Origin of the sequence: Pseudomonas syringae group sp. 247E2 (assembly GCF_032587795.1) — a bacterium.
GTDB classification, from domain to species: Bacteria; Pseudomonadota; Gammaproteobacteria; order Pseudomonadales; family Pseudomonadaceae; genus Aquipseudomonas; species Aquipseudomonas amygdali.
Window position 1 is genome coordinate 1 of sequence record NZ_JAWHPK010000005.1, and the last position, 25,456, is coordinate 25,456.

Consider the following 25,456-nt stretch of genomic DNA (forward strand, 5'->3'; position numbering starts at 1 on the left):
CTGCAAACGATCATGCTCAACCTGCAGATCATTTACGCCCAGGACAGCGCAGCCATCACCTGGCTGGCCGAGCAGGAAGCCAACGCCACCACACCGTATGGCACATTGCGTTACGGCTTCTCACCCGCGCTCAAACAGGCGTTGCACCAAGAGGCCGACGCGCTATTGAACGGCCTTGGCGACGTCACCAACCTGGCCACACGCATTGGCGAACTCAATGGTGCCCTCAATCACCAGGGCTTTGCCGACAAGCCGTGGATGAAAGCGCTGAAGCAACCCGTTCAGGGCACCTTCAAAGCCCTCGGCGAACTGGCCAGCGGCGCAGGTAAAACGACGCTTGAGAGCATCCTGCTGGCCTGGGTACCCATCGACAGCCGCATGGCCCTTGGCAAACAGCAGAACATCGTCGCGTTGCTTCGCACCCTGTTGATCGGCCAGATGTTGCTTGATTCGAAGGCGCGCATTGCAGTCGATCAACAGGTACTCACCAAGCTCAAACAGTGGATACGCGAGTGGCAAGTACTTAACAAGCAGATCAGTGATATCCGTCGCCGGTGGCTATATCCGAATGCCTACAACACACGCCAAAGCACCGCTCGCAACCTGCACGCCCATAAACAGAAACTGCGCGTCCACGAACTGAGCATCCCCGCTCTGCTCGACTTCCAGAACAACGAATACGCCAAATTACTGCAGGACGAGATTCGCCAGTACTTCCAGTCCGGCAAAACCCTGGCCAAGGACTGGCTCGCCCAAGCCAAACGCTGGACCAACCGACTCGGCGGCACTGCGGGCTCGATCACTTGGGGTGTGATCATGCTCAATTTCATCAATACCGCGCTCACTTACCGGGACGTTACTCGTGATGGAGACTTCAGTGCCAAGGATATTGGCAAGGTCACGTATGGACTGGGTTACAGCTTCAATCTGTTGATGGTGGTGTTTGTTGAAGCGCCGTGGAGCGTAATAAGGGATGCGACGCCGGTACTGATCGATGGCAAGAATGTAGGGGTTCTGGACAGGTCCAGTGCGTATTGGAAAGCCAAGGGAAATGCGACGTGGAGTGATGCAATACGTGGGTTCAGGGTTTCGATGGTGGCGATGGGTGGGTTTGGAGTAGCAGCAGTTACGCTTGAACTATTTGATATCACAGATGATTTTTACGCAGCTAAAACACCTGAGGAAAAGAACACGATTATTGTTAAAGGTATTTCTATATTCGCAATGGGAGTAGGCTCCACTTTTCAATTTATAGCAGGGTTGTCCCCCGCAAGCACATTCACAATTGTTGCGATGAGTCCATGGTTCAGCGTGGCGCTGCTCGTAATAGGATCTATATATCTTTTTACTACAATGGCTTTAAGTTATTTCAAGCAAGACAGCGTCGGCTGGTGGCTACGTAAGTGCTGTTGGTCGAGAACCCTAGACTATCGTTACCCCGAGACTGTCAAAGGTGAGAGCGAAGAGGTTCGCGCATTGATGGAAATTCAATTATCTCCGCAGGTTTATGTAAAAAGCACTGTGCATTATGAAAGCCGTTATCTTGGCAAAGGCGATCACTACAGCGTAGCGGTACAAAATGGCGCTGGAGTACAAGTGCGCTTGCCCAACCTAGTGCGCGGGCAGTCCGTGCACTTCAATGTCATTAGCAGCAAGCGCCCATGGGGAGTGCTACCGGTAGAAAAAATAGACGACCCTCTGCATGAAGCTTTTCTGGCCCACGGGCAATTCAGGAAGACCGAACAGTTCGGAACGCTAACCAACAAGCCTGCTGGCAAGGCGAGTGAAGACTTCACCTACCCGTTGATGCCGCCCGAAAACGAAGACCTCATCTGGGAAACCTGGGTGCCGCTCGACAAGGACGCAACCTATCTTGAGCTGCAAATCTGGTACCCCAGCAATCTGATACATCCTGGCGAGGAAGATCAAGGCTATCTGTTTCAGATGGAGCTTGGCACAAGAGGCGATACAGCTATCGATGGTTTGGCTGCTGTGGAGCTTGAAGTAAAGACATCAAGCAGTGTCGGCACGCTGACCCTAGAAGTAGCAGAGGGTACACCTGTATGAACCAGCAAGAAAAAGCCTTGTACCTGCCAAAAAACAAAGACGTTCTGAACTGGAAGATCAAAACACTTGCGAGATCGCCTAGAGAAATGATGATAACTCAGTCCATATTCATTGCCGTCTACGTGATAGGAAGCACACTTTACATGTGGGGAGGCTGGATAATGTTCTCAGACAGTCTTTACTCATTAGCGGGCACCATACTCGCGCTTGCTGGAATTCTTGCGTATTTCATATGCCTGCTCATCCGTCAAAAAACCATCTACAACTACACCATAAAAACCAACTGCGCCCACCTGGAGTACTACCTCCATTACCCCGACTTCGCCTCGTCCTTCTTCAAGGGCATTGCCATAGCCGTCATCCTGATATTCGTCTTCATAGCCGCCCTCACCGGCTCACTGCTCTTCCTGATCGGCCCGGCAGCCATGGCCTGTATCGCAGCCCTCAAGCTACTAAACTGGGAAAACCCCATTCACCATGAACAAAGCCTGCCCTGGGATGAGTACAACTTTGTAACCGTCGACCGTAAACGCCTCATGATCATCACGCACCGCACTGACGTCACGCTAGGCTTTGAGGCCCGTTTCCAGCACGAGGTACTGTTCAACAAATACCTGAATTTTCTCCACACAGTGCTCCCCTCCACCGCCGAGTTCACCGAAAAAGCCTGGAAGTGGTAGCACACCCAAGCTAACGTACACGCCGGAATTCAAGCCCTACCCACCAAGGCCTCACCATGATCCAGATCCGCCCCATGACCACGGAAGACTTCGAGCGCTTCTGGCCCACCTTTCAGGCTGTCGTCATCGCTCAGGAAACCTACGCCTACGACCCTGCCGTCACTCAGGAGCATGCCCGCAGTCTGTGGATGGAGCTGCCGCTGCACACGCTGATTGCCGAGGAAGACGGCCAGCTGTTGGGCAGCTATTACTTGAAGGCCAATGCGGCAGGTCCGGGGAATCATGTCTGCAATTGCGGCTATATGGTGACGGATGCGGCGCGGGGTCGTGGTGTGGCGCGGTTGATGTGCGAGCACTCGCAGCAACTGGCGCGCGACAGCGGGTTCCTGGCGATGCAATTCAATTCGGTGGTGGCCAGCAATGAAGTAGCTGTCGCGCTGTGGGCCAAGCTGGGTTTTGAGACAGTCGGGCGTTTGCCCAAGGCTTATCGTCACGCCCGATTGGGGCTGGTGGATTGTCTGGTGATGTTCAAGTGGCTGGCTGATGCGCCGATGGCCAAAGAACCTGCGCAGCCCAAGCTGATCGGCCGCAAGAATATCGAATCTGTGGTGTCGCGTCCGCGTCGAAAATAAGCGCGGCGCACACATGAAAACGGGGCCTGCTCACATGAGAAGGCCCCGTTTTGTATTACAGCTCCGTGCTTATTTGCCAGAACCCATATCGGGCTGTTTCTGCAACAACACCCGAGTCACCCGGCGCTCTTCCACGCCGACAACCTGAAGTTTCCAGCCCTGCCAGTCCAGGCTATCGCCGGTAGAAGGCAGGCGATCCAGCAGGCTCATGACCAGCCCGGCGAGGGTCTGATAATCCTCGGTGGCCTTGGCCTGGAAGCCGGTGCGTTCGCGAATCAGACTCAGGTTCAAGGCACCCGATACCACGAAGTCCTCGCCTTGCTTGACGATGTCCGGGCCTTCCACTTCGCTGGCGTCCGGCAGCTGGCCGGCGATGGACTCCAGAATATCGGTCATGCTCAACACGCCGATGAAATCACCGAACTCGTTGACCACAAAAGCGATGTGCGTCGACTCCTTGCGCATCTGCTCCAGGGCATTGAGGATGGTGAAGCTTTCCAGCAGGTTGATTGCCTTGCGCGACATTAGCTTCAGGTCGGGCTCGTTGCCGGACAACAATTCCTTGAACAGCTCTTTCTTGTGCACGAAGCCCAGCGGCTCATCGATGCCTCGCTCGCCAATCAACGGCAGACGCGAGTAGGACGAGTGCATCAGTTTCAGACGGATTTTCTCAGCATCGTCTTTCAAGTCGATATAGTCGATTTCGGCCCTCGGCGTCATCACAGTGCGAATCGGCCGCTCTGCCAGTTGCAGTACACCGCTGATCATCACCCGCTCACGACGGTCAAACACCGGCTCGCTGCTTTCGCCTTCCAGCATGTCGGTGATTTCCTCATCGACATCGCCAGACTCCAGCTTGCGACCGCCCAGCAGACGCATCACCGCATGGGCAGCCCGCTCGCGACGCGGCAGGTGGCCATGAGCAGACTTCTTGCTGCGCTTGCGAGCGATCTGGTTGAACACCTCGATGAGGATCGAGAAACCGATGGCCGCGTACAGATAGCCCTTGGGAATATGGAAACCCAGGCCCTCGGCGGTCAGGCTGAAACCAATCATCATCAGGAAGCCCAGACACAGCATGATCACTGTCGGGCGGCTGTTGACGAATTTGGTCAGCGGCTTGCTGGCAATCATCATCAGGCCGATGGAAAAGATCACAGCGATCATCATCACCGACAGGTGTTCGACCATGCCGACGGCCGTGATTACGGCGTCCAGCGAGAACACCGCGTCGAGTACCACGATCTGCGCGACGATGGGCCAGAACAACGCATAACCTGCGTTACCAGCGCGCTGAGCAACATGGCCTTCCAGCCGTTCGTGCAGTTCCATGGTGGCCTTGAACAACAGGAACACACCACCAAACAGCATGATCAGGTCACGACCGGAGAACGTCTTGTCGAAGATCTCGAACAACGGCTCGGTCAGCGTCACCATCCAGGAGATGCTCGCCAGCAGGCCCAGGCGCATGATCAGTGCCAGCGACAGGCCGATGACGCGCGCCTTGTCGCGTTGTTCGGGGGGCAGTTTGTCCGCCAGAATGGCGATAAACACCAGGTTATCGATACCCAGCACCAGTTCCAGCACGATGAGGGTCAGCAGGCCAAGCCATGCCGTGGGGTCAGCGATCCATTCCATGGTAGTTATGCAGCCTCACGAGAAAAATGGCGGGAAAACTCATCGTTGGCCACAGCTGGCCACGCACTGCAATGAATTGCCATGCGCAAAGGTGCCTTGCGACCATGCACAGGCATGTCGGGGCCATTGCAACACGAGAGAGAGGGTAAACCGGCGTTCGAATCAAACGGCCTGCCTAGTGAATGGGATATCACTGGCCAGCCATCAGCGGTGAAGGGAAGGCAACTCGGAGGCTCCTGGAGGGTATTCATACGGTCCTGAAAATCAATACGGGCGTTGATCGTACAATACACACAACTGTTTCGTATTTTGTATAAGTATTACAAGACTTGACCAAAAGCACGGCGTATTCCTAAGCCTCGCTCAACCCGGAGCGACGTTTTGCCGCACCTCCAGGTACGACCAGTTGTCTGACAACGGCAGTGTCCGGGTAGATCACACAAATCATTTGTTTTAAAATGTTGCAATAACGGCAGGCCTGCGCAGTGTCCAACGCGACTTGTGTGAATGCACGATCCCCTGCCCTCTGACCAGAATCATAAAAAGAAAGCCCGTCATAGACGGGCTTTTTTCGTTTTCAGCTTTTGCACCCCGACGCCGGTGACCGGCATCGCGGACGACCCGTTTCTTTTAACCTTTGAGGTGATTTCCCATGCTGCGTATCGTTGTCGTTCATTTGTTCCAGTGGCTCAAGCGCCTATCGTCCGCGCTGTTCTTCCGTAGCGCCGAGGACAACTATTCCCGTAGCTTCACTCGGGAAAACGATGACGAAGGCCGCTGGACCTTTGTTTCAATCGTCATCGTTCTGACCCTTAGCCTTTACTGCCTGGCTGGCCTGGGTTACTACGCCAAGACCAATATCTGGGACGGTTTCACCCAGGAGCAGAAAGAGAATATCGCCCAAGCGATGGTGGTCAGTTCGCAGAATCTCTGACGAACGACACAATCGGAATACGACGGGGAAGCGAAAGCTTCCCCGTTTTCGTTTCGCCCGCTTGTCACAGGCATGCTTTTCTGCGAGAAAGCGCTGCGAAAATGCACGCTCTCGGCATTCATTGAGCGCGCTAAAAACGGAAGCCTTGTAATGAGCAAAGAATTACAGATTACCGACCTGCATCCCGGCGAAGGCAAGGAAGCGGTCAAAGGTGCGCTGATCACCACGCATTACACCGGAACCCTCGAAGACGGCACTGTCTTTGATTCCTCTCACCAGCGTGGCAAGCCGTTTCAGTGCGTGATCGGCACCGGACGCGTTATCAAGGGCTGGGATCAGGGCCTTATGGGCATGAAGGTGGGCGGCAAACGCAAACTGTTCGTGCCTGCCCACCTGGCCTATGGCGACAGAACGATGGGCGCGCACATCAAACCGGGTGCCGACCTGACGTTTGAAATAGAGCTGCTGGAAGTGCTGACCCGCGACGATTGAGCCGGCTGCCTTGCAGATCGCCTTGAATCGGCCGATGACCTTGGCTGACAGGCATAAGCCTGATTGCTTGTTATCGCGGAAAAAGCCATGCTCCGGGTATGGAATTCAAGGTCTTGGCACAGGAACACGTATGGCGCTCAATAAGTCGACTCAGGAGCTGAAGCGGCACCTGAAAGGGACAGCAACCAATCTGGAAAACACGGCGGAAGAAATTCTCAAACTCGCCTCGCAAATGAAAGATGTCGACGTTACGGCAGTACTGCAGATGGTCAACCGCCTTTACAGCGATGCCGATCAGCTCAAGGCCTATGCCGATGAGGTCAGGGCCAAGCGAATAGTACGCGCCAAGCCGCTATGAACCGCTGAACCAGCGATCAAACGCGCTTCCATTGGTCCAGAGGGCCTTCGATGCTGCCACAGCCCGCCAGAATCAGCGCCAGCCCCAGGCACCTGAACATGCAGAAATGGCGTGGCCGGGTCGGCATGTGCCTGGTGGCGAGCCTTTCGGTTCTGGCGGGCATGACCGATGCCATCGGTTTCATGGCGACCGGCGACTTCGTTTCGTTCATGAGTGGCAACACCACCCGGCTTGCCGTCGCGATCAGTGCCGGCGACCTGAGCGTGACCCTTCGCCTGGCACTCGCCATCTTCGCCTTTATTGCCGGCAATGCGCTGGGCGTCGTCGTTGCACGGCTTGGCGGCCGACGCGCCCTGCCCCTGCTGCTGGGGATCGCCACGCTGCTGTGCGCCGCAGCCGCATGGCCGCTGGAAAGCAATATGCTCGCACTGATCTGGGCCATTCTGGCGATGGGTATGCTCAACGCCGCCGTGGAACAGGTCAACGGGCTGCCGGTCGGCCTGACCTATGTAACCGGCGCGCTGTCGCGTTTCGGGCGTGGCTTGGGCCGCTGGATACTGGGCGAGCGCCGAGATGGCTGGCGCGTGCAACTGGTGCCGTGGGTTGGCATGTTCATCGGGGCGGTCATCGGCGCACTGCTTGAACAACGCCTGGGGCTCAATGCCCTGTTGATCAGCGGCAGCCTGTCGGCATTGCTGGGGCTGGTTTCATTGAAAATCCCGCATCGCTGGCAACGTCAATACATGCCTCGCTGAACCCTGCGATTCCCATCTGCTGAAATACGTTTACCATACGCCGCCTTTCATAACCGACCTTCGTCATGACCCCTGAAGCACTCGCCATCCTGCAACAGCATCTACTCGCCGCCCTGAACAACGTTCCGACTGAAACCCGCCGCCTGTTTCATGGCCGTGGTCGCGTATGGCCGGGGCTGGAGCACATTACCGTCGACTGGATGCAGGGCGTGGTGCTGGTCTCGCTGTTCAAAGAGCCTCTTGAGCCCGAACTGGCAGCTCTGACGCAGCTGTTGAACGAGTTGATCGAAACGCCGCAGTGGCAACAAAGTCAGGCCCATACCCTGTTGTTGCAACACCGCTATCTGCCGCAAAGCACTACGCAATGGCTGACCGGCGAGGTGGTCGATGAATGGGTGATCACCGAAAATGGCCTGCGTTATAAAGTCGATTTCGGCAAGAAGCAGAACAGCGGTCTGTTTCTGGACATGCGCTATGGCCGCGAATGGGTGCAGGCCCAGGCAAAGGGCAAGCGCATCCTGAACCTGTTCGCCTACACCTGCGGCTTCTCGGTCGCCGCCCTTGCCGGTGGTGCAGACCATGTAGTGAACCTGGACATGGCCCGCGCGGCATTGAATCGCGGTCGTGAGAATCACCGGCTCAATGATCAGGACCTGGGCCGGGTGACCTTTCTCGGGCATGACCTGTTCAAGTCATGGGCCAAAGTCACCCGCTCCGGCCCTTACGACCTGATCATCATTGACCCGCCGTCTTTCCAGAAAGGCAGCTTCATGCTCGACAAGGACTACCAGCGAGTCCTGCGCCGTCTGCCAGAGTTGCTGGATGAAGACGGTTCGGTGCTGGCATGCATGAACGATCCGGCGCTGGGGCCGGACTTTCTGATCCAGCACACGGCAATCGAGGCACCGTGCCTGCGCTTCGAACAACGCCTGGAGAACCCGCCGGAATTCCCGGATGCGCGGGTCGATGGCGGCCTGAAGGCTTTGGTGTTCAAGGCTGAAGGCTTGAGTCGGACAGGGTGGGCGTAAACCCTAAAGAATTTAGCCAGCGACGCGCGAGTATCGCTGGCTACCGTCAATGGAACAAGTAACGTTACGGGAAATGCGTTTACAAACTTTTCACATTCAAAAACAGTCCTCGCCATTAAAAGTCTGACTATTTTCCAACTTTTTGTTTGTTTAACACTTCCTGAATGACCAATAAACTTTTTGTGTCAGACAGTAGTTTTTTCCAGGCCACAGCACTAGAGTGATATCAAGTCACCATCATTTGTAATGATGGCCCCCGCCATGAAGTGGTGACACAAAGGGGATCCATAATGCCAATAAGAAATATCGGATTGAACCTCAGGGCGTTTGTCAGCTTTGGCTTTATTTGCTTGCTGCTCGCTGGCCTGGGCATCAACGCACTGTTCAAAATGGAAGGGCTCCACCAGTCCGCCGAGCGGTTACAGAATGACTGGCTGCCCAGCGTGAGGCAGGCAGGCCGCATTAATACCGCAGGCCTGCTGTATCGCCTTGATGCTCGACGCTTCGTGATGGATGACGACAGACGGTCTTCCGAGTCCATGAACAAGCTGACTGGATTGAAAAATTCGTTACTGCAAGAAGCTGACACTTACGGCCCTCTGGTATCAAGCCCGGAAGAAGAGGAAGCCTATCGAAAAGTGAAGGCTGATGCGTCGGCTTACATCGCCAAAATCGATGAACTGGTTGAACTTAGCAAGAACAAGTCCGATAGCGAATTATTCGCATTCATTCGCGATGTGACGAGCCCGCAAGCCAAGGCGTTACAAGCATCGATAGAAAAACTGATCGAAGTCAATATCAAAGGAGCCGAACAATCGGGGTTGGTGGCTAACAGGAATTATCAGAGCGGGCTGACCGTGACCATGACGCTGATTATTCTCGCCATCATCATTACGTTGATTGTTGCCACCTTATTTACGCGCAGCATTGCAAAGCCGGTCAAGGCGCTACTCGACTCCACACGACGGATCGCCGAAGGTGATCTGCGCACGACTGTCGAAATCAACGGGGCAGACGAGCTGACCGAACTGCAAAAAGCCAGCGCAGCGATGCTCTCTAACCTCAAGGGCACCATTCAGCATATTTCCGATGCCTCAGGCCTGCTCGCCTCGGCCGCCGAAGAAATGAGCTCGATCACACAGGATTCCACACAGGGCATGCAGCGTCAGACCCAGGAAACCGAGCAGGCGGCCACGGCGGTCAACCAGATGACAGCCGCCATCGAAGAGGTCGCACGCAACGCTGTTGCGGCCTCTTCCTCTACCCAGGCCTGTGAAAAATCCGCGCAGACTGGCCAGGATTGCGTCGGCCAGACCATCACTGCGCTGGAAAAGCTCAGTCACACCGTGGACAGAACCGGCACAGAAGTAGAAGGCCTCGCCAATCAGGCTCAAAGCATCGCCAAGGTTGTGGACGTGATTCGCGCCATCGCCGAACAGACCAACCTGCTGGCGCTCAACGCCGCCATCGAAGCGGCGCGGGCTGGCGAACAGGGCCGTGGGTTTGCGGTGGTTGCCGATGAGGTCAGGGCGTTGGCACATCGCACGCAGACGTCTACCCAGGAAATAGAACAGATGATCCAGGGTATTCAGAAGAACTCCAATGAAGCCGTCCAGTCGATGAAGCAGAGCAATGCGGAAACCGACGCCACCTTGCTGATCGCCCAGCAGGCCGGGATTGCGATCAAGGACATCACCGCGTCGATCAGTCATATCAATGAACGCAACCTGATGATTGCGACAGCCTCTGAACAGCAAGCGCATGTTGCGCGGTCGGTCGACGAGAACCTGGTGAGCATTCGCGATCTGTCGGCGCAGAGCTCTTCGGCTTCCAGCCAGACCTCCACTGCCAGCCAGGAGCTGTCTCGCCTGGCTGTGGATCTCAACCGTATGGTGTCGAAGTTTTCAATCTGAGACGGACCTCTCCTTTACTCCGCCTGCCCAAATACCTGGCTGGGCCGTCGCAGCGAAGGATCGAAGGGATTGATTCTGGCACTGATGGCCGTGGCTTCACGCTTGAGCAGTTCTACCACGGTCATCAGGCGATCAGGCCCCAAGCGGTCGGAGATAGTTGCCACGCTGAGCGCTGCCACTGCCCGGCCGCTGCGGTCCAGGATCGGCACGGCCAGCCCGGCCATGCCCGGTAGCGCGCCGGTGTTGCGCCCGGCGTAGCCGAGGCGGCGCACGTTTTCGACCTCTGAACGCAGAAACACCTCGTCGTACAGGTGAAAATCCTTGAGCCGTGGCAGGTTGTAGGCAATCACCGTTTCCCGCTCGTCCTCGGGGAGAAACGCGAGAATCGCCAAGCTGCCCTGCCCCACGCCCAACGCAACACGGCCACCAATGTCGCCGGTGAACGTGCGAATCGGGTACGGGCCCTCACTGCGGTCCAGACAGATCGCGTCAAAGCCACTGCGTGCCAGCAGAAACAGCGAGTCGCCCAGCGATGCAGACAGGCGTAACAGACTGGGGCGTACCACGTCGCGCAGATTGCCGGTGTTGCCCGCCTTGGCGGCCAGCGCAAAGAATTCGATGCTCAACCGATAGCGCTTGCTGAGCAGGTCCTGCTCGACCATGCCCTCATCCATCAGACTGCGCAGCAAGCGGTGCGTGGTGGGTTGCGAGAGCCCGACACGCTGGGCGAGTTGTGTGACCCGCTCGCCGCCCTCGTCGCAATCGCCCAGGCAACGCAATACGGCGAACAGACGCGACACCGCGCCGACGCCCACTTGCGCAGAATCAGTATTCCGATCAGTGGAATTATTCATGAATATAGCTCGCTATTTTTCCACTAAAAGAATTAATTCGAAGAAAGATGTTATTCAGTGAAATTGCTTGTTGAGCCCATCCTAGCCTTCGCCCTACTCTCAGTCCACAGGGGCGATTTGAACAATCATCGGTAGCCGACTCAGAGCGAGCACCAACGTCCACAGAACTGCATGACTTCATTTCGCATCTGCCCATGACAAACGCGTGCCTCGGCGCGCATGCACACAGGTGGAAGCAGGCATGGCATTTCTGCAGCTCGAAGGTCTCTCCAAACGCTACGGTTCCATAGACGCTGTGGTCGCCACGAACCTGGCCGTCGACAAGGGCGAATTCGTTTCACTGCTCGGCCCTTCCGGCTGCGGCAAAACCACCACTCTGCAAATGATCGCCGGCTTCGTTGAAGTCAGTGACGGGCGCATCGTGCTCGACGGCCGCGACATTACCCACGCCAAGCCCAGCAGTCGGGGTCTGGGCGTTGTATTTCAGAGCTATGCATTGTTTCCGCACATGACCGTGGCCAACAACGTTGCGTTTGGCCTGCGCATGCGCAAGGTGCCTGCTGCCGAGTTGCAACAGCGTGTCACACGGGTGCTGGAACTGGTTCGTCTCGGCCAGCATGCCGAGCGCTACCCGCGCGAGTTGTCTGGCGGGCAACGGCAGCGGGTCGCGCTGGCCAGAGCACTGGTGATCGAGCCGCCGGTGCTGCTTCTGGATGAACCGCTGTCCAACCTGGACGCCAACCTGCGCGAAGAGATGCAGTTCGAAATTCGCCGTATTCAGAATGAAGTGGGCATCACCACACTGATGGTTACCCACGATCAGGCTGAAGCCCTGTCGATCAGTGATCGGGTGGTGGTGATGCAGGCCGGACGGATCACGCAGATCGACGAGCCCTACACGCTCTACGAACACCCGCGCACGCGCTTTATCTCGGGGTTTGTCGGCAAAGCCAATATGTTGCAGGGCGACCCGGACAGCAGCGGCAACCCGCAGATCCGTCTGCTACCCGGCGATGGCACGCTGACACTCAGCCTGCGTCCAGAGAAAATTGATCTGGTGGACCCCGGCTGCGGACGGCTGTCGGGGCGTATCGTCACGCGTTACTTTCTCGGCAGCCAGTGGCTGTATCGCATTCAGACCGGCATCGGCGAAATAACCGTAGTGCGTCGCAACGACGGCCAGGCACCGCTGGAACAAGGTGCTGCGGTCGGCATCGATTGGCCAGCCGAATTGCTGCGCGTACTGGACGCCGACGAGGTGCGCGCATGAGCCTGATGAGCGAAATGCGTCAGGGTGGCCGCGGTTATTGGCTGTCAGCTCCGGCACTGGCGTTGTATATCGGCTTGCTGGTGCTGCCGCTGGGCCTGACGCTGCTGCTGTCATTCAACGTGTTCGACTATCAGGTCGGGGTGAAAAGCGACAGCTATACGCTGGCCAATTACACGGCCGTGGTCACCGATTCGTATTTCTATGAAATCTTCCTGCGCACCTTCTGGATCAGCGCGCTGGTGACGTTGCTCTGCGTGCTGATCGGTGTGCCGGAGGCCTACATTCTGAGCCGCATGGGCACACCGTGGCGCTCTATCTTCCTGATTCTGATCCTCACGCCGCTGCTGATCTCGGTGGTGGTCCGGGCCTTCGGCTGGAGCCTTCTGTTGGGGGCGGACGGTCTGATCAACCAGGCTATCCAGTTCATGGGCGGTCGCCCGGTGAAACTGCTGTACACCCCGTTTGCCGTGATCATCGCGCTGGTCCACGTCATGTTGCCGTTCATGATCATTCCGGTCTGGACCTCGTTGCAAAAGCTCGACCCCACCGCCGAACAGGCCGCGCTGTCGCTGGGTGCCAGTCAGGCGAAAGTCATGCGCCTGATCGTCCTGCCACAGGTCATGCCGGGCGTGCTGTCCGGCTCACTGATTGTCTTTGGCCTGGCCGCCAGTTCGTTTGCCATTCCCGGCCTGCTCGGTGGTCGACGTTTGAAGATGGTCGCCACGGTGATCTACGACCAGTACCTCTCGGAGCTCAACTGGCCGATGGGCGCGACCCTGGCGGTGGCGCTGCTGCTGGTCAACCTGCTGGTCATGCTGTCCTGGAACCGCCTGATCGAAGGCCGTTACAAAAAAACTCTGGGGGAATGATCCATGTCCAAGAACGGTCCTTTGGCCCTGTCGTTTCATGCGCTGGTAGTGATCTTCATGATGGCCCCGCTGGTGGTGGTGTGCCTGGTGGCGTTTACCCCGGAAAACACCCTTAGCCTGCCCACTACCGACTTCTCGCTGCGCTGGTTCAAGGCGGTGTTCGAACGCGCCGACTTTATCGACTCGTTCTACAACAGCCTGATTCTGGCGTTTGTGTCCGCAACGCTGGCGACGTTGATCGCGGTGCCTGCTGCGCTGGCGATCACCCGGCATACATTTCCGGGCCGCAACTTTTTCAATGCGCTGTTTCTTTCGCCGATCATCATTCCGCACCTGGTGCTGGGGGTGGCGATGCTGCGCCTGTTTGCGCTGATGGGCGTAAACGGCAGCTTCACCTGGCTGATCTTCGCCCACGTGCTGGTCATCACGCCTTACGTACTGCGTCTGGTGCTGGCGGCGGCGATCGGTATCGACCGCAGCGCCGAACACGCCGCCGAGTCATTGGGGGCCAACCGTTTGACCCTGTTTCGGCAGATCACCCTGCCGATGATCCTGCCCGGCGTGGCAGGCGGCTGGCTGCTGGCGTTCATCAACAGTTTCGATGAAGTCACGCTGTCGATCTTCGTCACCTCGCCTGCTACCCAGACGCTGCCGGTGCGCATGTACGTTTACGCCACCGAATCCATTGACCCGATGATGGCTGCCGTATCGGCACTGGTCATCGCCCTCACCGCCGCCACCATGATCCTGCTCGACCGGGTCTATGGGCTGGATCGGGTGCTGGTCGGCAAACACTGATCCGGAGCTTTCACGTTATGGCATTGCTGAAACGACTGGCTGAACATGATCGCCCCGTTCTGCCCTTCACCCTCGATGGGCAACCGGCCAATGGTCTGTTGGGCGACACCGTGCTGACTGCGGTATTGACCGCCAGTGAGCACCTGCGCGGCAGTGACTTCAGTGCCGAGCCGCGCGCCGGGTTCTGCATGATGGGCGCCTGCCAGGACTGCTGGGTAAGACTCGGCAACGGCCAGCGAGTGCGTGCCTGTTCGACGCTGCTGGAAGCTGGCCAGGCGATTATTCGTGAACCGGGGCGGCGGCCATGAGCAAAGACCGCGTTGCCATTATCGGCGCCGGCCCAGCCGGGATTCGCGCTGCCCAGACGCTGCTGGAGCACGGTGTCAAAGCCTGCCTGATCGACGAAGGTCTGCGCGGCGGCGGGCAGATCTATCGTCGCCAGCCAGAGAATTTCCAGCGTTCGGCCAAGGCGCTTTACGGCTTTGAAAGCGGCAGGGCCGTTGCGCTGCATCAGGCGCTCGATGCACTGACAACACAGATCGACTACCGACCGCAGACGCTGGTGTGGAACGTCGAAGGCAATCAACTCGATACCCTGCACAACGGAACAGTCGCAACCCTGGATTTCACCCGACTGATTGTCGCCACAGGTGCCACCGACCGCATTCTGCCAGTGCCCGGCTGGACACTGCCCGGCGTGTATAGCCTGGGTGCAGCGCAGATCGCACTTAAATATCAGGGTTGTGCGATTGGCGAACGCGTGGTGTTTTGCGGCAGCGGCCCCTTGCTGTATCTGGTCGCCTATCAATATGCCAAGGCTGGCGCGAACGTGCTGGCGGTGCTCGACAGCGCGCCGTTTTCAGCCCAATGCAAGGCGCTGCCTGCGCTGCTCGGCCAACCGGCAACCCTTGCCAAGGGCCTGTATTACCGCGCGTGGCTGAGTGCGCATGGCATTCCCGTGCACCAGGGCGCATACCTCACACGCATCAACGGTGACAAACGCGTAGACGGCATTCACTGGCAACGCAACGGCCAATCAGGCCACCTGGCCTGCGACGCAGTAGCCTTTGCCCATGCGCTGCGCAGCGAGACACAACTGGCCGACCTGCTCGGCTGTGAATTCGGTTGGAGCCCGCTTAACCGAGCGTGGCTGCCCATTCGCGATGACTGTGGGCGCAGCAGCGTGCCAGACGTGTATCTGGCAGGCGACGGTGCTGGAATCATGGGCGCAGACGCGGCGGAAATGGCCGGAGAACTGGCCGCGCTCGGGCTGCTGCAAGACAGCGGTGTCACCGTCGACGCCGTGCGTATCAGTGACCTGCAAACCGCACTGCAACGCATCGAAAGCTTCCGCCACGGGCTGGAAACCGCGTTTCCGTTCCCCGAAGACTGGGCTGCCAATGTAGCGGATGACACGCTTGTGTGCCGCTGTGAAGAGGTCTCTGCGGGCGATATTCGTACCACCGTGCAGGACGGCCATTGGGAGATCAACCGGGTCAAGGCCATGTGTCGGGTGGGTATGGGCCGCTGTCAGGGCCGGATGTGCGGCCTGGCAGCCGCCGAGATCATCGCCCGCGAGAGCGGCCGGCCAGTTGAGCAGGTCGGCCGTCTACGCGGCCAGGCACCGATCAAGCCACTGCCGTTCGGCCTGGAGATGCTGCCCGTGGACAAACAATCAGCGGAGACACAACCATGAGCACGCTGATTGAAAGCGATGCGATTGTTATCGGCGGCGGCATCGTCGGCTCGTCGGCAGCCTTGGCGCTTGCACTGAAGGGCAAGCGTGTCGCCTTGCTGGAGCGCGACTTTTGCGGCTCGCACTCCAGCGGCGTCAATTATGGCGGCGTACGCCGTCAGGGCAGGCCCTTGTCGCAACTGCCCTTGTCGCAACGGGCGCATCAGATCTGGAGCGGCCTGTGCGATCTGATCGGTATCGACGGCGAATACCAGCGCTCCGGCCACCTCAAACTGGCGCGCAGCGAGCAGGACATGGATGCGCTACGCAGCTACGCCGAAGCCAGCCAGGGGTTCGGGCTGGATTTGCAACTGCTGGATCGAGAGCAACTGCGCGCCCGTTACCCTTGGGCGGGCGATGTCGCCGTCGGTGCATCGCTATGCGCCGACGACGGGCACGCCAATCCGCGTCTGGTATCGCCCGCCTTTGCCCGCGCAGCTCGCCGGGCGGGCGCTCAGGTATTCGAGCAGGCGCCGGTCAGCGAAGTCAGTCACGACGGCAACGCCTTCATCGTCACGACCGCCAGCGGCCTGACACTGCGAGCCCCCTGGCTACTGAATTGCGCTGGCGCCTGGGCAGGAGCGCTGGCGGCACAATTCAACGAACCGGTGCCGATGTATTCGGGGCATCCGGCGATGCTGGTGACAGAACCACTGCCAATGTTCATGGACGTCAGCACCGGTGTCGAAGGCGGCGGCATCTATGCCCGGCAGGTGGCACGCGGCAATTGCGTGCTGGGCGGCGGACAAGGCTTTGCCCTCGGCCCGGCACACGCCAGACCAGGACAGGCGGCAGTGCTCGACATCCTGCGCAACGCCGTCGAACTCTACCCGCCATTGGCCGGGGCCCAGGCCATTCGCACCTGGAGCGGCACTGAAGGCTACCTGCCTGATCGCGAACCGGTGTTGGGCCCGAGCCTGACAAGACCAGGCCTGCTGCACGGCTTCGGCTTTGCCGGGGCAGGCTTTCAGATCGGCCCGGCCGCGGGCGAAGCGCTGGCCGAATGGGTCTGCGGCGGTGCCTCAACGATCTCGCTCGAGGCTTTTTCCATCGGCCGCTTCCGCCAGGCAGCTACCCAACCCACTGCGATAGAACCCGCTACGAACGTCATCCCATTGCACAGAGGAAGGTCGTCCTTATGAAAAGCACCAAACGTCTCGCCCTCACCAGCCTGTCATGCCTGCCCTTGGCTGCCGCACTCGTGTCGTTGCCTGCCCAGGCCGAAACCACGCTGTACCTGGGCATGAACGGCGGAACCATGGAGCGCCTGTATGCCGATCAGGTGCTGCCCGCTTTCGAGAAGGCCAACAACGTCAAGGTGGTGATCGTGCCCGGCACCTCGGCCGACATCCTCGCCAAGGTGCAGGCGAGTAAAGACAACCCGCAGATGCATGTCATCTTCCTCGATGACGGCATCATGTACCGAGCCATTTCCATGGGCCTGTGCGACACCCTGCAGCCCAGCGCCAGCCTGGCTGACCTGCCTGCCAAGGCAAAAATCAAGGAACAGGCAGCGGCCGTCAGCCTGGGTGTGACCGGCCTGGCCTACAACACGCGGATGTTCAAGGAAAAGGGCTGGAGCGCGCCCACCTCATGGATGGACCTGGCCGACAAACGTTTCAAGGACAAGGTGGTGTTCCAGTCACTGGCCTCCTCGACCTTCGGCCTGCATGGCTTTCTGATGTTCAACCGTATCCAGGGCGGCAGCGAGAAAGACGTCGAGCCAGGCTTCAAGGCCTGGCCGAAGACCATTGGACCGAACGTGCTGGAATACATCGCCAGTTCGGCGAAGATCTCGGAAATGGTACAGACCGACGAAGCCGCGCTGTTCCCGCTGACGCCGACGCAAGTGACCGCCTTGAAGATCAAGGGCGTGCCGGTGGAATACGCCTCGCCCAAGGAAGGCGGCGTGGTGTTGAACGTGGCTGAATGTGCAATCGCCAATAACAACCAGCCAGAGCTGGCCCAGAAGCTGGCGGCCTACCTGCTGACACCGGAAGCACAGGCACCTGCGTTGGAATTCGGCGATCAGATCCCGTCAAATCCGAAAACACCGACCTCCGAGAAGACGCGCGCGCAAGTCGAGGCCATGGAAAAGTACCTGGAAACAGCGGTAACCATCGACTGGGATCAAGTCAACCAGATCCGCCCCGAGTGGAACGCACGCTGGAGCCGCAGTATCGAGCGCTAGTCGCAAGCGGCAAGGTCAAAAGGCCGTGCCGTTTACAGGCAAACACCGGCTGATCACCGCCCGGCAAATTATTTCAACTTATTACCGCACAAGAGAGTCCCACCGTTACGCCCTCTTCTTGAGGCGCATTTAACGGTGGTTCTTTCTTTATGAGTTTTATTGTCTGCATGAGCGTGCTTGGCGTGCTCTTGATGCTATTGGCGCTCACGTCCTCGTACCTGCGCTGGATGCCGGTGACCACGTCAGCGGTATGCCTGGGATTCGGCTTTGGCATCGGGCCGATGGGCCTGGATATCGTCAATCTGGATTTCGAAAAATCCTACGAATGGCTGGAGCGCCTGACCGAGGTGGCGGTACTGTTTTCCCTGTTCGGTACGGGCATCAAGTTGCGCCTGCCGCTGCGCGGCAAGGCCTGGCACTCTGCCTACTGGCTGGCCGGGCCAGTGATGCTGGCGACCATTGCTGGCGTGACGGTCGCGGGGCACAACATCATCGGCCTGGACTGGGGCGTGTCGTTGTTGCTCGGTGCCATGCTGTCGCCGACCGACCCTGTACTGGCCGGGATGGTCCAGGTGAACAACGCCCAGGACCAGGATCGCCTGCGGTTTGGTCTGTCCGGCGAAGCGGGCCTCAACGACGGGACGGCGTTTCCGTTCGTGATCTTTGCCTTGCTGTACCTGAGTTCCGGGGGCGCAATGAGCGACTGGGTCCAGGGATGGCTGATCAAGGACCTGATCTGGGCGGTTCCGGCCGGTTTGTTGATTGGTTACGGCATGGGCCGCGGCGTTGGCCATCTGATGATCTTTCTCCGCATCAAGAACGCCGACAGCACCACATCACCCAATGACTTTCTGGCGCTGGCATTGATCGCCCTGGCCTACGTGGTCGCGCAAGGTGTGGGAGCCTTCGGTTTTCTTTCGGTCTTTGCCGCCGGATTCGGGCTGCGTCAGGCTGAAGTACGTGTCACGCGCTCAGAGCTGCCATCGGAGCATGTCGCGCAACCGGTCCTGGGGCATATGACTGCGTCCCTCGAACAGGGCACAGTAGCGCAGGGCGAAGACATGAGCGACTCGCAACTGGCTGCCGGGGTAATGATGGGGGATATGCTCGCGTTCGGCAGCCTGGTGGAACGCGCGATGGAAGTGTTGCTGATCACCCTGCTGGGCGCTGCGCTGGCGATGTACTGGGACTGGCGCGCGATTGGTCTGGGTATCGCGCTGTTCTGCGTGATTCGTCCTGCCAGCGTTTGGTTGCTGGTGAGTCGTCGCCTGCTCAACGTCCGACAAAAAGCACTGGTTGGATGGTTCGGTATTCGTGGGATCGGCAGTCTTTATTACCTGTGTTTTGCGTTGTCACACGGTCTGGCACACGATGTCGGCCACGTTGTGATCGGCATGACACTTTCGGTCGTAGCGCTGAGCATTCTGGTACACGGCATCAGCATCCAGCCTTTACTGGAACGCTACGAGCGCAGCGCCGCCGCCAACCCTGATTAACAGGCCTGCTACGGCAAAGGGCCATAGATGAGGTCGATGAGGGTATTGGAAGAAGCAATTGGACTGCGGCATTTCGACTCGGTAGCGTGGCGGCCATGTAGCAGGTGCATAGTCGCCAGTGCAAAGCTTGAGGCGTGCAGCTAATATGTGAGCAGGCTTGGGCACTTTGCCAGCCTGCGCAAAGGCCTGAATGCTGCACCTTGCAAAAGAGCTGAACCCCTGTAGCACGCTGGCCTCCAAACCTGGAATACAGCTCTCTCGATCATTTAGAAGGTGAAATGTCAGAACCCGTCCTGATGGACCGCTTTGCACGTAAAGTCGATTATCTGCGCATGTCGGTCACCGACCGGTGCGATTTCCGCTGCGTGTACTGCATGGCCGAAGAGATGACGTTTTTGCCTCGGCAACAGATTCTGTCGCTGGAGGAAATCCTTCAGGTAGCCGAGCGCTTCGTGGCGCTGGGTACGCGTAAAATTCGTCTTACCGGCGGTGAGCCACTGGTACGCTCGGGCGTCGTGGGTCTGTGCGAAAAGATCGCCGCCCTGCCCGGCCTGCGCGAACTGTGCATGACCACCAACGGTTCACAACTGGACAAACTGGCCGTACCGCTGTTCAAGGCGGGCGTCACCCGTTTGAACATCAGCCTGGACAGCCTCGACCCGCAACGTTTTCGCGAACTGACCCGCACGGGTGATCTGCACAAGGTCATTGCCGGTATCGACGCCGCCAATGCCGCAGGTTTTGTGCACACCAAGCTCAACTGCGTGGTAATGCATGGTCGCAATGATCACGAGATCAACGACCTGCTGGCGTTCGCCATCGATCGCAATCTGGATGTCTCGTTCATCGAAGAGATGCCGCTGGGCATCATCAGCGAGCACAGCCGTGCCGAGTCCTTCTACTCCAGCGATCAGGTTCGCGAGCGCATTGCCGAACGTTACACGCTAGTGCCTTCCACTGACTCGACCCAGGGGCCGTCGCGCTACTGGCGTCTGGCCGAAGCACCAGGCATTCGCATTGGCTTTATCTCACCGCACAGCCATAACTTCTGCGGCACCTGCAATCGCGTGCGCCTGACGGTCGAAGGCCGCTTGCTGCTGTGCCTGGGCAACGAGCACTCCGTGGACTTGAAAGCGGTACTGCGCGCCAATCCCGGTCAGCCTGAGAAACTCGAAAAAGCCATCATCGATGCGATGCAAATCAAGCCGTGGAGCCACAACTTCACCCACGACGATGGCGTGCAGGTGGTGCGCTTCATGAATATGACGGGCGGCTGACAGCCGCACTGGTGGATAACGCCTCAGCTCATGAGGCGCGGTTTATTTGCCCGACTTGCGAAAGAACAAAGTGATCTGCCCGACTTCCACGCCCAGTTTGGTCATCGACGAACGATTGGCCATGGTCTGCTTGTCGATCAGGTACATCCAGTCATCCAGGCTGACGTCATACTCGGTGCCGTCCACCGGCAACCTGAGCACATAGTTCCAGTGGAAGCTGTTGCCTGACACCTCGCCATAGGCCTCGCCAACCACGTCACCTGCCGTGCCCTTCCAGCGCCCCGGACCATCGGGACGCAAGCGCCACTCCCGGACCTGCTTGGTGCCATCGCTGTAGCTGAAGGCCTCGTGCATGACCAGCACTTCGCCTTCACTGTGCCCGTCGATCACCACGGTAAAGCGCTTGGTGACTTCACCGGAGCGCTTTTGAAACATTCCCCAGGCCTCGACACGCCCGGTGAAGTACTGGCGCAGATCGAGCTTGGGCTCTTCCTGACTGTAACGGGTTACCGGCACACCGCCGCAGCCGCTCAGTACAAGCCCCGCAAACAACATCAACATCCACTTTCTCAGCATGCGCCCTCCTTGATGGGTCATGAGCCGGTACTGCCGAGCAACTGCTCACGCAGCTCGGGGTTACGGGTTTTCGGGTCAAGCCAGATGGAAAAGAAAGCCTTGGCGAACTCACTGTCGGGCACGACATGCTGGAGTTTGTCGCCGACATAGAAACGCGCTTCGCGGCCGGGCAGGTAAACCCCGGTAATCTTCATGCCCGGCTTAACATCGACAAATGACTGGTTCATTTGCTGACGCCATTGCGCCAGTTGCTGTTCGTTCACCTTCGACCCGGAAATACGCTTGATCTCATCGATGCTGGCATCGACCAGATCTTCGCGGTCAATATCGCGATGGTAAGTCAGCTCGAGAGCCAGCGGCGCATTCGCTACAAAGGGCTTGGCGGGACTAAGCAACCTGGCCGTGTAGACACGAAAGCCGAACAGGCTGAGATCACCGCCACCGACAACCTGGGCATTGGGCAATGCCTCCCGCCAATCCGCCGAAGCGCCAGCGCTGAGCAACATCACCAACCATAGCCATCGTGGCGCACGCATCGGCAACCTCTGTGTAGGTCAGGTGCTGGCGCTGCCATGAAAGCATCGGCAGGCCGGGAATGAGAGAAGCCAGATAACTGACTCATGGCCGGAATCTATACCAGCAAAAACACTTTGTACAACCAATAAGGCAATTACCCTTTCGGGCGCTGAAAATAAAAAAGCCTGTTCCCGATCAGGTTCGGGAACAGGCTTCAGGGCTCAATACTTATCGCACCTTGAATTCAGGCGACCTGAGAGTGTGCCTGCAGACGGCTCTTTTGCCATTCGCCTTTCAGCGCCTGCAGCGTATTTTCCACATACGTGCGGTCGGCCGCCGCTTTTTTGCCGACATAACCCTGACCGCGGCGAAACATCTTCAGCGCAGTGCGCATCTGTGGATGAGCGTCACGGAATTCGTCTTCCTGGGTGAATGGCGACATGGCGTCGACATGGACTTCACCCGAATCGGCAATCCATACGATGTGGTTGTCCAGCGTGTCTTTGCATACTGCAAACAGACGAGCCAGTTCATCAATAGTCGGTTGCTTGTTGATATTCATGTTGATGCTCCTTCGCTCGTAGACCGTTCAATAATTGATACATCAAGTTCATGCGCCAGAGCGTCATCAATGCGACACACGTAAGTGTTAGTCGAATGTCGCTCCAGCCCCTCAAGGACATGCAGGTAGCCTTGATGAAGAGCCGCTACACAGCGGCATCAGCGCAGAGAGAAGAAGTCACGAAACCCAAAGACCTGACCCAGGATCGGCAATCGATCCATTACAAGCATCATGAGGACGTTTCGCCAGCTTCTCGCCCATATCGACGACAAATGCCAGTTCAGCTCCATCAATCTGCCTTGTGGGCAGCCTACATCCGGGAACATCTCGACGGCTTGCCGAGCCTGTTCAGTACACTTTGCAGCGCTCCCGATCGGGGAGACAGCTGCATAATGCAAAAGGAAAACGGGTACGTCAACGATTATGTAGTGATTATTTTATAGCACTACATAATTATATGAGGGACGTGGGGTTACGTTAAAAGGTGACTGAATGGTCATGCTGGGCAGGCTCAGGGACATCGGCACGACAGCATCTGAAGACCAGCAAAAAGGCCTGAAAGTGTTCGCTTCCAGGCCTTTTCAAAACACACAAACAGCTTACTGTCAGCTCACTTTAAACCGTCCCACCAGCCCCTGCTGCTGCTCAGCAAGCCTGGCCAGTTCACGACTCGTGACCGCTGTCTGCTCGGCACCTGCACTCACCTGGATGACCAGCGAGTTGATGTCGTCGACGTTGCGGTGGATCTCTTCGGCCACCAGGCTTTGCTCTTCAGCGGCCGAAGCGACCTGGATGTTGCGGTCGCTGATGGTCGCGATGCCTTCGGCGATCTCTTCCAGCAGTTCGCCAGCGCGTACGACGTTGCTGGCCCCCTCCTGCGCCTTGCCCAGGGTTTCCTGCATCGACGCTGCTGCGCGTTCCGAGCCGGACTGCAGGTTGGCGATCATTTTCTGGATGCTGACGGTAGAGTCCTGAGTCTTCTTGGCCAGATTGCGTACTTCGTCGGCAACCACCGCAAAACCACGCCCCTGCTCGCCGGCACGTGCAGCCTCGATGGCTGCGTTGAGCGCCAGCAGGTTGGTCTGGTCGGCGACGCCACGAATGACATCGAGCACCGAGGAGATCGAGTTGCTCTCGCCCTTGAGCTCGTCGATGATCCGCGAAGTCTCTTCAGCCTGCACCGAGAGTTCCTGAATCAGGCCGATGGTGTTGTCGATTTCGGTCTTGCCCTGCACGGTGCTGTTGTTGACGCGTTGCGACATCTCGGCCGCGTCGGTGGTGCTGCGCGCTACATCCTTTACCGTGGCGCTCATCTCGCTGATGGCAGTAGCGACCTGATCGGTACCCTGGCGTTGTTGCGCCACGTTCTGATTGGTTTGCAACGCCACTGCGGAGGACTGCTCGGCAGCGGTGGCAACCTGCGCCGTGGCGCTGCCGATTTCGCTGATAACCTCACTGATCTGATGCGCCATGTTGTCAAGATTGCGTGAGATCTCGCCAAACTCATCCTTGCCGATATAGCGGGTCCGCGCGGTCAGGTCGCGGGTGGAAAGTGCCATCAATGTGCGGTTCACATCGACAACTGCGACCTTGATGTTGCGGATGATGACCGACGCCAGCCACAGCACTACGATCAGCATCAGGACGACAGTAGCAACCGCCACATACAGGCTGCTTTGAGCAGAGCTGCGCGCATCCGTTGCCAGGCCGACCACGTTCTGGCCAAGCTCTGCTTCTACCTGAGCCATCATGTCGATACGCACGGTGGCAAGGTTGAACCAGTCTTCCGGCTTGACGTTGAGCGGATCACCCATCGGGGTATCGAAACCCAGGCGTTGCAAGCGCGCCACTTCCAGCGAGCCCGGCTGCTGCATGACGTCATTGAGTTTGGTCTTGAATACTTCAGGGGACCAGCGTTGAAACGCTTCGAGGTAACCGGAGAACTCTCCGAGGTTACGACTGAAGCGTGACAACAGGGGCGCGTCAAAGCGGTTCTGGTTGAATGCCTGGCCGAGCAGCACGCGCTCGCGACCGGCACGTTCCTTCATGTCGATGAACTGGTTGAGCGAACTCAGGCCACGCAGTATTTGCGGATCTTCGATACTCGCCTCCAGTGAATAGGAGAACCCGACAAGTGTTTTGATAACGTCGGTGAAGCGCGTAGAGGACTCGGTGTTGTTGATCCCCAGCGTATCGATCTTGAGGCGCAACGCAGTCAGGTCATCCAGTGCACGGTAGACTTTGTCCGGACCGGGAATACCGTCGGTCGACTGGGCACGCATCTCGCTTATCGCCTTGTCGGTTTCCTGACGGAAGGTCTTCAATTTGTCCTGCATGGACTTGCCGCCGCTGCCCAGAAACACGCCGCTGGCACCGCGCTCGCGCTGGATGGTAGTGACCACGTTGCTCAGTTTCTGTGCAACTGCGGTGGCTGTTACTGCTCGCCTCATGTCACCGAGGTTTTCGCTTTTGTCAGCGACGAACAAACCTGCAAAGGCCAGGAAGCCCAATAGGGGGAATATTAAAATAAGCAGCAGTTTCATACTCAAAGGAGCATTTCTAAGCATTGCAGACCTCATGACGTGCAGACTTTTCTATAAAGGCTATCCAGGGCGTAACGTTCTGTATTCGTCGACGTTTTTTTGTCGCCAGGGACAATTGGTTTATCAGCCTGCCGTAGCCGGTCTTGCTTCCGTATCACTGTCTCGGCCGCCTTCCGGGAAGCTTTACCCACTATTTGAATTTGTTAATTCAAATAGCGAACTTGATAAAGCAGAGGGCGTGAGAAGTTTGGATCCGCAAAGAAATGACCGCC

General features: G+C 58.0%; 23 protein-coding genes and 2 pseudogenes. 19 read left to right on the forward strand and 6 right to left on the reverse strand.

What is annotated here, in order from left to right:
- The 3 genes and pseudogenes from RYC18_RS06010 to RYC18_RS06020 all read left to right on the forward strand — a co-directional run.
- Positions 1 to 2,067 (forward strand): annotated as a pseudogene (locus RYC18_RS06010) (hypothetical protein); the annotation flags it as partial.
- Complete coding sequence (locus RYC18_RS06015; RefSeq protein WP_057404690.1) at positions 2,064 to 2,747, forward strand: hypothetical protein; 684 nt, start codon at positions 2,064 to 2,066, stop codon at positions 2,745 to 2,747. The pseudogene RYC18_RS06010 and the gene RYC18_RS06015, both read left to right, overlap by 4 nt.
- A gap of 56 nt (positions 2,748 to 2,803) precedes the next feature.
- Positions 2,804 to 3,379, forward strand: a complete 576-nt coding sequence (locus tag RYC18_RS06020) for a GNAT family N-acetyltransferase (protein ID WP_054098029.1) — start codon at positions 2,804 to 2,806, stop codon at positions 3,377 to 3,379.
- A 69-nt stretch (positions 3,380 to 3,448) separates the two neighbouring features.
- On the opposite strand, the gene RYC18_RS06025 is transcribed toward RYC18_RS06020, so the two are convergent.
- Complete coding sequence (locus RYC18_RS06025) at positions 3,449 to 5,017, reverse strand: TerC family protein (RefSeq protein ID WP_005744172.1); 1,569 nt, start codon at positions 5,015 to 5,017, stop codon at positions 3,449 to 3,451.
- A gap of 652 nt (positions 5,018 to 5,669) precedes the next feature.
- On the opposite strand from RYC18_RS06025, the gene RYC18_RS06030 reads away from it, so the two are divergent.
- The 7 genes and pseudogenes from RYC18_RS06030 to RYC18_RS26330 all read left to right on the forward strand — a co-directional run bounded on the left by RYC18_RS06030 (position 5,670) and on the right by RYC18_RS26330 (position 10,497).
- Positions 5,670 to 5,951, forward strand: coding sequence for a hypothetical protein (locus RYC18_RS06030; protein ID WP_002553776.1), 282 nt, complete (start codon positions 5,670 to 5,672; stop codon positions 5,949 to 5,951).
- Between the two features lie 150 nt (positions 5,952 to 6,101).
- On the forward strand, positions 6,102 to 6,443 hold the full coding sequence (locus tag RYC18_RS06035) for an FKBP-type peptidyl-prolyl cis-trans isomerase (protein WP_002553777.1): 342 nt from the start codon (positions 6,102 to 6,104) through the stop codon (positions 6,441 to 6,443).
- 130 nt (positions 6,444 to 6,573) lie between these two features.
- Positions 6,574 to 6,801: a hypothetical protein gene (locus tag RYC18_RS06040; RefSeq protein WP_002553778.1), complete on the forward strand. Its 228-nt coding sequence runs from the start codon at positions 6,574 to 6,576 to the stop codon at positions 6,799 to 6,801.
- A gap of 50 nt (positions 6,802 to 6,851) precedes the next feature.
- A complete protein-coding gene (locus RYC18_RS06045) occupies positions 6,852 to 7,556 on the forward strand; it encodes a YoaK family protein (RefSeq protein WP_002553779.1) in 705 nt (234 codons plus the stop codon).
- A gap of 65 nt (positions 7,557 to 7,621) precedes the next feature.
- On the forward strand, positions 7,622 to 8,584 hold the full coding sequence (locus RYC18_RS06050; protein WP_005783041.1) for a class I SAM-dependent methyltransferase: 963 nt from the start codon (positions 7,622 to 7,624) through the stop codon (positions 8,582 to 8,584).
- A 290-nt stretch (positions 8,585 to 8,874) separates the two neighbouring features.
- Positions 8,875 to 9,612, forward strand: a pseudogene (locus RYC18_RS26325) (MCP four helix bundle domain-containing protein); the annotation flags it as partial.
- 129 nt (positions 9,613 to 9,741) lie between these two features.
- Positions 9,742 to 10,497: a methyl-accepting chemotaxis protein gene (locus RYC18_RS26330; protein WP_394342752.1), complete on the forward strand. Its 756-nt coding sequence runs from the start codon at positions 9,742 to 9,744 to the stop codon at positions 10,495 to 10,497.
- Positions 10,498 to 10,511: 14 nt separating this feature from the next.
- On the opposite strand, the gene RYC18_RS06060 is transcribed toward RYC18_RS26330, so the two are convergent.
- The gene (locus RYC18_RS06060) at positions 10,512 to 11,351 is read right to left on the reverse strand and encodes an IclR family transcriptional regulator (protein WP_016980418.1); all 840 of its coding nucleotides are present in this window, start codon (positions 11,349 to 11,351) and stop codon (positions 10,512 to 10,514) included.
- A gap of 241 nt (positions 11,352 to 11,592) precedes the next feature.
- Between RYC18_RS06060 and RYC18_RS06065 the strand changes: the two genes are divergently transcribed.
- From RYC18_RS06065 to moaA, 9 genes are all read left to right on the forward strand, one after another.
- Positions 11,593 to 12,621: an ABC transporter ATP-binding protein gene (locus RYC18_RS06065; RefSeq protein ID WP_005783047.1), complete on the forward strand. Its 1,029-nt coding sequence runs from the start codon at positions 11,593 to 11,595 to the stop codon at positions 12,619 to 12,621.
- A complete protein-coding gene (locus RYC18_RS06070) occupies positions 12,618 to 13,490 on the forward strand; it encodes an ABC transporter permease (protein WP_016980417.1) in 873 nt (290 codons plus the stop codon). Before RYC18_RS06065 ends, RYC18_RS06070 begins: the two co-directional genes overlap by 4 nt.
- Positions 13,491 to 13,493: 3 nt before the next feature.
- Positions 13,494 to 14,288 (forward strand): ABC transporter permease, encoded by a 795-nt coding sequence (locus tag RYC18_RS06075; protein WP_005783051.1) that lies wholly within the window; start codon positions 13,494 to 13,496, stop codon positions 14,286 to 14,288.
- A gap of 17 nt (positions 14,289 to 14,305) precedes the next feature.
- Positions 14,306 to 14,596 (forward strand): (2Fe-2S)-binding protein, encoded by a 291-nt coding sequence (locus RYC18_RS06080; RefSeq protein WP_002553787.1) that lies wholly within the window; start codon positions 14,306 to 14,308, stop codon positions 14,594 to 14,596.
- Positions 14,593 to 15,984: an FAD/NAD(P)-binding oxidoreductase gene (locus RYC18_RS06085; RefSeq protein ID WP_044293251.1), complete on the forward strand. Its 1,392-nt coding sequence runs from the start codon at positions 14,593 to 14,595 to the stop codon at positions 15,982 to 15,984. Before RYC18_RS06080 ends, RYC18_RS06085 begins: the two co-directional genes overlap by 4 nt.
- A complete protein-coding gene (locus RYC18_RS06090) occupies positions 15,981 to 17,165 on the forward strand; it encodes an NAD(P)/FAD-dependent oxidoreductase (protein ID WP_005783058.1) in 1,185 nt (394 codons plus the stop codon). Before RYC18_RS06085 ends, RYC18_RS06090 begins: the two co-directional genes overlap by 4 nt.
- Complete coding sequence (locus RYC18_RS06095) at positions 17,162 to 18,214, forward strand: ABC transporter substrate-binding protein (protein ID WP_005783060.1); 1,053 nt, start codon at positions 17,162 to 17,164, stop codon at positions 18,212 to 18,214. The genes RYC18_RS06090 and RYC18_RS06095 overlap by 4 nt, the downstream gene beginning before the upstream one ends.
- Before the next feature lie 149 nt (positions 18,215 to 18,363).
- The gene (locus tag RYC18_RS06100; RefSeq protein WP_005783061.1) at positions 18,364 to 19,710 is read left to right on the forward strand and encodes a cation:proton antiporter; all 1,347 of its coding nucleotides are present in this window, start codon (positions 18,364 to 18,366) and stop codon (positions 19,708 to 19,710) included.
- Positions 19,711 to 19,988: 278 nt separating this feature from the next.
- The gene (gene moaA / locus RYC18_RS06105; protein WP_005783063.1) at positions 19,989 to 20,987 is read left to right on the forward strand and encodes a GTP 3',8-cyclase MoaA; all 999 of its coding nucleotides are present in this window, start codon (positions 19,989 to 19,991) and stop codon (positions 20,985 to 20,987) included.
- A 42-nt stretch (positions 20,988 to 21,029) separates the two neighbouring features.
- Here moaA and RYC18_RS06110 read toward each other — a convergent pair whose 3' ends face one another.
- The 4 genes from RYC18_RS06110 to RYC18_RS06125 form a co-directional block, all read right to left on the reverse strand.
- Positions 21,030 to 21,563, reverse strand: coding sequence for a DUF3833 domain-containing protein (locus RYC18_RS06110; protein WP_005783065.1), 534 nt, complete (start codon positions 21,561 to 21,563; stop codon positions 21,030 to 21,032).
- 17 nt (positions 21,564 to 21,580) lie between these two features.
- Complete coding sequence (locus RYC18_RS06115; RefSeq protein ID WP_057404686.1) at positions 21,581 to 22,099, reverse strand: chalcone isomerase family protein; 519 nt, start codon at positions 22,097 to 22,099, stop codon at positions 21,581 to 21,583.
- 224 nt (positions 22,100 to 22,323) lie between these two features.
- On the reverse strand, positions 22,324 to 22,641 hold the full coding sequence (locus tag RYC18_RS06120; RefSeq protein ID WP_005755789.1) for a hypothetical protein: 318 nt from the start codon (positions 22,639 to 22,641) through the stop codon (positions 22,324 to 22,326).
- Positions 22,642 to 23,246: 605 nt separating this feature from the next.
- Positions 23,247 to 25,208 carry a methyl-accepting chemotaxis protein gene (locus tag RYC18_RS06125; protein WP_046832711.1) on the reverse strand — a complete coding sequence of 654 codons (1,962 nt, stop codon included), beginning with the start codon at positions 25,206 to 25,208 and terminating at the stop codon, positions 23,247 to 23,249.
- Positions 25,209 to 25,456: the final 248 nt, after the last annotated feature.